Raw genomic sequence first — 8,879 nt, 5'->3', positions numbered from 1 at the left:
GATGTTTAGCGCAGCGGTAGTTCAGTCGGTTAGAATACCGGCCTGTCACGCCGGGGGTCGCGGGTTCGAGTCCCGTCCGCTGCGCCATATTTCACTTCCAGGGCCTACTGAACACCCGGAAGTAACAGAGAAAGCGACCTTAGGGTCGCTTTTTTTGTGCCTGTGATTTGGTGTTTCGCCGAAATTTGCAAAAAGTTCGATAAGTGCTTGCCAGAGCGTAAAGTCGCCCGTAGAATGCGCGCCACACCGAGAGACATGGGTGATTAGCTCAGCCGGGAGAGCATCTGCCTTACAAGCAGAGGGTCGGCGGTTCGATCCCGTCATCACCCACCACTCGATGTTTAGCGCAGCGGTAGTTCAGTCGGTTAGAATACCGGCCTGTCACGCCGGGGGTCGCGGGTTCGAGTCCCGTCCGCTGCGCCATATTTCACTTCCAGGGCCTACTGAACACCCGGAAGTAACAAAGAAAGCGACCTTAGGGTCGCTTTTTTTGTTTCTGCATTGAGCAAAAAACCAACAGGCGATGCCTGGCCCCTGTGGGCGCGGGTTTACCCGCTCCCACAGAGGATCTGTAGCAATTTCAGCTACGACGTTCTTCTTCTCGCAACGTCAGCACTTCAAACCCATCCTCGGTCACCGCCACCGTATGCTCCCACTGCGCCGACAGGCTGTGGTCACGGGTAATCACCGTCCAGCCATCCTTCAGCGTGCGCGTCCCGCGCCCACCCTGGTTGATCATCGGTTCGATGGTAAACACCATCCCCGGCTTCAACTTCATGCCCATCCCGCGCTGGCCAACGTGCAGCACCTCAGGCCCTTCATGCATCTGCTGGCCAATGCCATGTCCGCAATACTCACGTACAACGCTGTAACCCGCCGCTTCGGCATGGGTCTGGATGGCATGGCCGATATCACCCAGCGTCGCCCCGGGGCGTACCTGTTCGATGCCTTTCCATAGCGCGTCATAGGTGGTGTCGACCAGGCGCTGCGCCTCATCGCTGATCGGCCCGATGCTGTACATCTTCGACGAGTCGGCGATATAGCCGCCTTGCTCCAGGGTGATGTCGACGTTGATGATCGAGCCTTCCTTCAGCACTTCATCGACCTTGGGCATGCCATGGCACACCACATGGTCCACCGAGGTGTTGAGCGAGTAGGGGAAACCGTACTGGCCCTTGCTTGCCGGGCGGGCCTTGAGCGTGCCGACGATGAACGCATCGGCACGGTCGTTGATCTGCATCGTGGTCACGCCGGGGCGGATGAAGCTGTCGAGGTCGGCGAACACCTGGGCCAGCAACTGGCCGGCGCGGCGCATCAGGTCGAGTTGGGCGGGGGTCTTGAGAATCACCTGGGACATGGGGGAGGGCAGTGGCTCATGCTGGAATGTGCCCCAGCATAGCGCCACGGGGTGCGGGGTTGCCACCGCATGGTGCGCTCCTGTGCCGGCCTCTTCGCGGGTGAACCCGCTCCCACAGGGACTGCACAGTCTGCAAACCTGTGGTGATCCTGTGGGAGCGGGTTTACCCGCGAAAGGGCAGGCACAGCTGGCCCATTAATTGCTGATCTACCGCTACCCAGGGCTATCAACGTCGACAGCCCACAAACCTTCACGACAAAGGCGCCGTGTTGCCCCGCTTGCCCAGCAAGCAGGGGCAGCCGGCGCCTTTTTGCGTTTCTCACAGGAGCCCGCCCATGGCCAACAGCGAAGTGCGCAGCGTCTGCCCTTACTGCGGCGTCGGTTGCGGCATCGTCATGAGCGTTGCCGATGGCAAGGTCGGCAAGATCAGCGGCGACAAGCTGCACCCCAGTAACTTCGGCCGCCTGTGCACCAAAGGCCTCACCGCACACCTGCCGCTGACCGCTGCCGGCCGTATGGAAGATGCCTATGTGCGCCAGCAGCGCAGCCAGCAGCCAGCGCGTACCGGCATCGACCAGGCCATCGCCACTGCCGCTAGCCGCCTGCTCGGCATCATCGACCAGCACGGCCCGGACGCCGTGGCGCTGTACGTTTCCGGGCAAATGTCGCTGGAGGCCCAGTACCTGGCCAACAAGCTGGCCAAGGGCTTTATCCGCACTCGCCACATCGAGTCCAACTCGCGCCTGTGCATGGCCAGCGCTGGCAGCGGCTACAAGTTGTCGCTTGGCGCCGATGGCCCGCCCGGCAGCTACCAGGACTTCGAGCACGCCGACGTATTCCTGGTGATCGGCGCCAACATGGCCGACTGTCACCCGATCCTGTTCCTGCGCCTGCTCGACCGGGTGAGGGCGGGCGCCAAGCTTATCGTCATCGACCCGCGGCGCAGCGCCACCGCCGATAAGGCCGACCTGTTCCTGCAAGTGCGTCCCGGTAGCGACATGGCCTTGCTCAATGGCCTGTTGTATCTGTTGCAGCGCAACGGCCACACCAACCCCGACTTCATCGCCCGCCACACAGAAGGCTGGGACGAACTGCCGGCTTTCCTCGACGACTACACCCCTGAACGCGTGGCCGCCATCACCGGGCTGGCCGAGGCCGACATCATCAGGGCCGCCGAATGGATCGGCGGCGCCAGCAACTGGATGAGCTGCTGGACCATGGGCCTGAACCAGAGCATCCATGGCACCTGGCACACCAATGCGATCTGCAACCTGCATCTGGCCACGGGCGCCATCTGCCGCCCCGGCAGCGGGCCGTTCTCGCTGACCGGCCAGCCCAATGCCATGGGCGGCCGCGAGATGGGCTATATGGGCCCGGGCTTGCCAGGCCAGCGCTCGGCGCTGGTAGCGCAAGACCGCGCCTTCGTCGAGCAGCAGTGGCAACTGGCACCGGGCAGCCTGCGCAGTGAGGGCGGCGAGGGCACGGTGGCGCTGTTCGAACAGATGAAAAGCGGCGCGGTGAAAGCCTGCTGGGTCATCTGTAGCAACCCGGTGGCCAGCGTCGCCAACCGCCAGCAGGTGATCGACGGCCTGCGCCAGGCCGAATTGGTGATTACCCAGGATGCCTTCCTCGACACCGAAACCAACCGTTACGCCGACATCCTCCTGCCGGCCGCACTGTGGGCTGAAGGGGAAGGCGTGATGATCAACAGCGAGCGCAACCTCACCCTGATGCCACGCGCCGTCGAGCCGCCCGGGCAGAGCCTGCCCGACTGGCAGATCATCGCCCGGGTCGCCTGCGCCATGGGCTACGCCGACGGCTTCGACTACCCCGATGCCGAAGCGGTGTACGAGGAGATCCGCCGCTTCCATAACCCGGCCTCCGGCTACGACCTGCGTGGTATCGGCTATGCCGAACTGCGCGAGCAGCCGCGCCAGTGGCCCTGCGCCCCGGGCCGCGACAACCCGCGCAGCCCGCTGCGCTACCGCAACGACGGCAGCAGCCAGGCGCTGTTGCACGACGCCCAGGGCGAATGCCCGGCGTTGGCCTTCCCGACCGCCAGTGGCAAGGCCCGTTTCTTCGCCCGGCCCTGGTTGCCGGCAGCGGAGCTGCCGGATGCCGATTACCCCATGGTGCTCAATACCGGCCGCGTACAGCATCAGTGGCACACCCTGACCAAGACCGGCAAGGTGCCGGCGCTGAACAAGCTGGAGCCTGGCCCCTTCATGGAGATCCACCGCGACGATGCCGCCCGTCTGGGCATCGCCGAAAAGGACCAGGTGGCCATCCGCTCGCGCCGTGGGCAGGCCGTGCTGCCCGCGCGAATCAGCGACCGGGTCATGCCGGGCAACTGCTTTGCCCCATTTCACTGGAACGACCTGATCGGCGAGCAGCTGGCGATCAACGCCGTGACCTGCGATGCGGTCGACCCGCTGTCGCTGCAGCCGGCGTTCAAGCACTGTGCCGTGACCCTGGAGCGGGTTGCAGGCGAGCGGATCGAAGCCCTTGATCTGAACACTGCCATTCCGCCGACCGCCGCCCTGTCCCGTCTGCTTGGCCTGGACACCCTGCCAGCCCCGGTACTGCCCGATGCTGCGCTGGCGGCGCCACGGCACCAGGTGTTGTGGGCCTCGCAGACCGGCAACGGTGAGTTGCTGGCCGAACGCTGTGCCGAGCGCCTGCGTGGTGCCGGCCTCGATGTGCAGCTCAGTTGCATGGACGCGATCAGCCCGCTTCAGTTGCAGGGCGCCGCCAGCGTGGTGCTGATCGCCAGCACCTTTGGCGATGGCGACGCGCCCGACAGCGCGGCGGCGTTCTGGCACGCCTTGCAGGGGGAGCAGGGCGCCCACTGCGCCGAACTGCGCTATGCCGTACTGGCCCTGGGCGATTCCAGTTACGACCAGTTCTGCGGCTTTGGCCGCAAGCTTGACCAACGTCTGGCCGAACTGGGTGGGCGGCGCCTGCTGCAACGGGTGGACTGCGAGCCGGACTTCGACGACGCCTTCGCCGCCTGGCTCGATGCGCTGTTGCCTACGCTGGGCAGTGCCGCCGCACCGCAACCGGTCACCGAGCCTGCGCCCGTGGCGGCTTACAGCAAGCAGCAACCCTGGGCTGCCACCTTGCTGGAAAACCGCCTGCTCAACGGCCCGGGTGCCAGCAAGGAAACCCGTCAACTGGTGTTCGACCTGAGTGGCAGCGGCTTCACCTATGCCGCGGGCGATGCCTTGGGCGTGTGGCCGCGCAACTGCCCGCAGCTGGTCGACGAACTGCTGGCGCTGATGCAGCTCGATGGCCAAACCATGGTCGAGCTCAAAGGCCAGCCCGCCATGCCGCTGACTGAAGCCCTGCAAGCGCACCTGGAGATTGCCAAGGTCACCGCGCAGCAGTTGCAGGCCTTCGCCAGCAATGCCCCGGACCTGCAGCGCCTGCTGCAGCCCGAGTGCAAGGCCGAGCTGCAGGACTGGTTGTGGGGCCGGCAACTGGTCGATGTGTTGCGCGCCTTCCCCCAGCAGTTGCCGCTGGCCAGCTGGCTGGCCCTGCTCAAACCGTTGCAGCCGCGCCTCTATTCGATCAGCTCCAGCCTGCTGGCGCACCCGGAGCAGGTGCACCTGACCGTTTCCACGGTGCGCTATGGTGCGCGCAAAGGGGTGTGTTCAAGCTTTCTTGCCGACCGTGCACAGGCGCTCAAGGTGGCCATCTTCCCGCAGGTGTCGAAGCACTTCCGCCTGCCCGAGGATGACTGCGTGCCGGTGATCATGGTCGGCCCCGGCACTGGTATTGCGCCGTTCAGGGCTTTCCTCGAAGAACGAGAGGCACGCGGGGCGAAAGGGGCTAACTGGCTGTTCTTCGGCGAGCAGTACGCGGCCACCGATTTCTATTACCAGGAGCAGCTACAAGCTTGGCAGGCTGCAGGGCACTTGCGGCTGGACACGGCGTTTTCACGCGACCAGGCCGAGAAGGTCTACGTGCAGCAGCGCATGCTCGAACAGGGCGCGCAGTTGTGGCGGTGGCTGGAGGCGGGGGCGTACTTCTTTGTGTGTGGCGATGCGCAGCGCATGGCCAGGGATGTGGATGCGGCGTTGCGGGCCATCGTGGCCGAGCATGGCGGCATGGATGCGGCGGCGGCGGGGGCTTATGTCGAAGCGCTGGGCAAGGCCAGGCGGTATCGGCGGGATGTGTATTGATGTGCGCCAAGATGGGGAGTGATGCACTTGGAATGTGCACTTGCTGTGCTGGCCTCTTCGCGGGCACGCCCGCTCCCACAGGTACTGCAAAGGTCTGAAAAAACGTGGAGGACCCTGTGGGAGCGGTCGTACACCGCGAAGAGGCCAGTACAGGAAACAGGGTTGGCACAGTCCCTGCTTTATCCCAGTTACAACAAAGCCCACTGATCAACGGCGATCAACCCGGGCCCACTACCGCGATGAATACAGGCAAAGGCGCCTGGAGCTTCGGCTCCAGGCGCTTTTTTTTTGATCGAGGATCGGCTTATGAAGGCAACAGCGAGCAGCGGGCAACGAGAGCGACTGGTCATCGTCGGCAACGGCATGGTCGGCCACCATTGCGTCGAACAACTGGTCAGCCGCGGCGCCCTGCAGCGCTTCGAGGTGCATGTGTTCGGCGAAGAGCGCCAACGCGCCTACGACCGCGTGCACTTGTCCGAGTACTTCGGCGGCAGCTGTGCCGAAACCCTGGCCCTGTGCGGGCAGGACTTCTACGGCGCCAACGGTGTGCACCTGCACCTCGGCGAAGCGGTACTGGAAATTGACCGTGAGTGCGGCGAAGTGGTCACTGCTGAGGGCCGCTACGGTTACGACCACCTGGTGCTGGCCACAGGCTCCTATCCCTTCGTGCCACCGATCGAAGGCTCCAGCGGCAATGCTCGGCTGGTCTACCGCACCCTCGACGACCTCGACGCCATCCGCGCTGCCGCAGCCAGCGCCCGCCGTGGCGTGGTAGTGGGCGGTGGCCTGCTTGGCCTGGAAGCGGCCAACGCCCTCAAGTCGCTGGGCCTGGAAGCCCATGTGGTGGAGTTCGCCCCACGGCTGATGCCGGTGCAGCTGGACGGCGAGGGCGGCGCCGCGCTCAAGGCACAGATCGAAGCGCTGGGCGTGGGTGTGCATCTGTCGCGTGCCACCCAGTCGATCAGTGCGGGGGAAGACTACCGCTACCGCATGAACTTCGATGGCGGCGAGCACCTGGAAACCGACCTGATCGTGTTCTCCGCGGGTATCCGCCCGCAGGATGCCCTGGGCCGTGCCTGTGGCCTGGATATCGCCGCGCGTGGCGGGGTGGTGATCGACAACCACTGCCGCAGCAGCGACCCACGCATTTTCGCCATCGGTGAGTGCGCCTCGTGGAACGGCAGCGTGTTCGGCCTGGTTGCCCCGGGCTACAGCATGGCGCGCAACCTGGCGGCGCTGCTGATGGGGGAAGCCGCTGGCGAATTCACCGGTGCCGACATGTCCACCAAGCTCAAGTTGCTGGGCGTGGATGTCGGCTCCATCGGCGATGCCCATGGCGCCACCCCGGGGGCACGCAGCTACCGCTTCATTGACGAAGCCAACAGCGCCTACCGCCGGCTGGTGGTGGATGCCAGCGGCAAGCACGTACTTGGTGCGGTGCTGGTCGGCGACAACAGCTATTACGACACCCTGTTGCAGTACGCCCAGAACGGCATTGCCCTGCCGGCCGACCCGGCGGCACTGATCCTGCCGCAAGGCGGCGGCGCACCGGCGCTGGGCGCCGATGCGCTGCCCGACAGCGCGACCATCTGCTCCTGCCACAACGTCAGCAAGGGCGCGGTCTGCGCCGCCATCGACAGCGGCTGCGGCGACCTTGCCGCCGTCAAGGGCTGCACCAAAGCTGCCACCGGTTGTGGTGGATGCGCGGCCCTGCTCAAGCAGGTATTCGAGCACGAGCTGACCGCCCGTGGCGTGGCGGTGGACAAGAGCCTGTGCGAGCACTTTGCCTACACCCGCCAGGAGCTGTACGGGCTGGTACGGGTGGAGGGCATCCGCACCTTCAGCGAGCTGCTCGAACGTCACGGCAAAGGCCATGTTGGGTGCGATATCTGCAAGCCGGCGGTGGGCAACATCCTGGCCTCGTGCTGGAACCAGCCGATCATGGACCCGGCGCTGGTGCCGCTACAGGACACCAACGACACCTTCATGGCCAATATGCAGAAGAACGGTACCTACTCGGTGGTGCCGCGTATCCCCGGTGGTGAAATCACCCCCGACAAGCTCATCGTGATCGGCCAGGTGGCCAAGAAGTACGACCTGTACACCAAGATCACCGGTGGCCAGCGCATCGACCTGTTCGGCGCCCAGTTGCACGAACTGCCGCTGATCTGGGGCGAGCTGATCGAAGCCGGCTTTGAAACCGGGCATGCCTATGGCAAGTCGACCCGCACGGTGAAATCGTGCGTCGGCAGCACCTGGTGCCGTTACGGCGTGCAGGACAGTGTTGGCATGGCCCTGCGCCTGGAAGACCGCTACAAAGGCCTGCGCAGCCCGCATAAGCTCAAGTTCGCCGTATCTGGCTGCACCCGTGAATGTGCCGAGGCGCAGAGCAAGGACATCGGCGTGATCGCCACCGACAAGGGCTGGAACCTTTACGTGTGTGGCAACGGCGGCATGCGCCCGCGGCATGCCGAGCTGTTCGCCACCGACCTTGATGACGAGACCCTGGTACGCCTGATCGACCGCGTGCTGATGTTCTACATCCGCACCGCCGACAAGCTGCAGCGCACCTCGGTGTGGCGCGAGAACCTGGAAGGCGGGCTGGACTACCTGAAACAGGTAGTCATCGATGACAGCCTGGGCCTGGCCAGCGAGCTGGAAGCGCAGATGCAGCATGTGGTGGACCAGTACGAATGCGAGTGGGCCAACGCCCTCAACGACCCCGAGAAGCTCAAACGCTTCCGTACCTTCGTCAACGACCGCCGTGCCGATCCGGACGTGCATTTCGTGCGCGAACGCGAACAGCGCCGGCCTGCTGCGCCGCTGCACCTGATCCCAACTGTCGAGGAGGCTGTCTGATGAACCTGTCCAATGCTGCTGTGAAAACCCGAGAAACCTGGCAGGCCGTGTGCCAGGCGGATGACCTGGTGGCGGATTCCGGGGTGGTGGTGTGGCTTGACGGTGCCCAGGTGGCGCTGTTCTACCTGCCAGGGCAGGCGCAGCCGCTGTACGCGGTGGACAACCGCGACCCGCGCTCCGGCGCCAACATCATCGGCCGCGGGCTGGTGGGCAGTGTGCAGGGCGAACTGGTGGTGGCGGCGCCGTTGTACAAGCAGCACTTCAGCCTGCGGAGCGGGGAGTGCCTGGAAGATTCCGGGCAGCGTTTGCGGGTGTGGCCGGTGCGTTTGAGTGGTGAGACGGTGGAGTTGGCTGTGGCCTGATATTCATCTGCCGCCTGCACTGGCCTCTTCGCGGGTAAACCCGCACCCACAGGGATCTGCACAGGTCTGGAGAACTGTGCAGATCCCTGTGGGTGCGGGTTTACCCGCGAAAGGGCC

The 8,879-nt window shown here is 64.9% G+C and carries 4 protein-coding genes and 3 tRNA genes; 6 read left to right on the top strand and 1 reads right to left on the bottom strand.

Going from position 1 to position 8,879, the window contains the following annotated elements; translation table 11 throughout:
• Nucleotides 1-10: 10 nt before the first annotated feature.
• The 3 genes from J5M71_RS02015 (at nt 11) to J5M71_RS02005 (ending at nt 423) form a co-directional block, all read left to right on the top strand.
• A tRNA-Asp gene (locus tag J5M71_RS02015) sits at nt 11-87 on the top strand.
• Nucleotides 88-257: 170 nt separating this feature from the next.
• A tRNA-Val gene (locus J5M71_RS02010) sits at nt 258-333 on the top strand.
• Between the two features lie 13 nt (nt 334-346).
• Nucleotides 347-423, top strand: a tRNA-Asp gene (locus J5M71_RS02005).
• Nucleotides 424-580: 157 nt separating this feature from the next.
• On the opposite strand, the gene map is transcribed toward J5M71_RS02005, so the two are convergent.
• Nucleotides 581-1,357, bottom strand: coding sequence for a type I methionyl aminopeptidase (map, locus tag J5M71_RS02000; RefSeq protein ID WP_207829229.1), 777 nt, complete (start codon nt 1,355-1,357; stop codon nt 581-583).
• A gap of 335 nt (nt 1,358-1,692) precedes the next feature.
• Between map and J5M71_RS01995 the strand changes: the two genes are divergently transcribed.
• The 3 genes from J5M71_RS01995 to nirD all read left to right on the top strand — a co-directional run bounded on the left by J5M71_RS01995 (nt 1,693) and on the right by nirD (nt 8,762).
• Nucleotides 1,693-5,541, top strand: a complete 3,849-nt coding sequence (locus tag J5M71_RS01995; RefSeq protein WP_207829212.1) for a bifunctional nitrate reductase/sulfite reductase flavoprotein subunit alpha — start codon at nt 1,693-1,695, stop codon at nt 5,539-5,541.
• A 306-nt stretch (nt 5,542-5,847) separates the two neighbouring features.
• Nucleotides 5,848-8,400 (top strand): nitrite reductase large subunit NirB, encoded by a 2,553-nt coding sequence (gene nirB / locus J5M71_RS01990; protein ID WP_207829202.1) that lies wholly within the window; start codon nt 5,848-5,850, stop codon nt 8,398-8,400.
• Complete coding sequence (gene nirD / locus J5M71_RS01985; protein ID WP_207829200.1) at nt 8,400-8,762, top strand: nitrite reductase small subunit NirD; 363 nt, start codon at nt 8,400-8,402, stop codon at nt 8,760-8,762. Before nirB ends, nirD begins: the two co-directional genes overlap by 1 nt.
• Nucleotides 8,763-8,879: the final 117 nt, after the last annotated feature.

The organism is Pseudomonas sp. 43(2021) (assembly GCF_017490805.1).
In the GTDB taxonomy this organism is placed as follows: domain Bacteria; phylum Pseudomonadota; class Gammaproteobacteria; order Pseudomonadales; family Pseudomonadaceae; genus Aquipseudomonas.
Note: the sequence above shows the minus strand (reverse complement) of the source record. Positions and strands in the feature narration are given on the sequence as shown.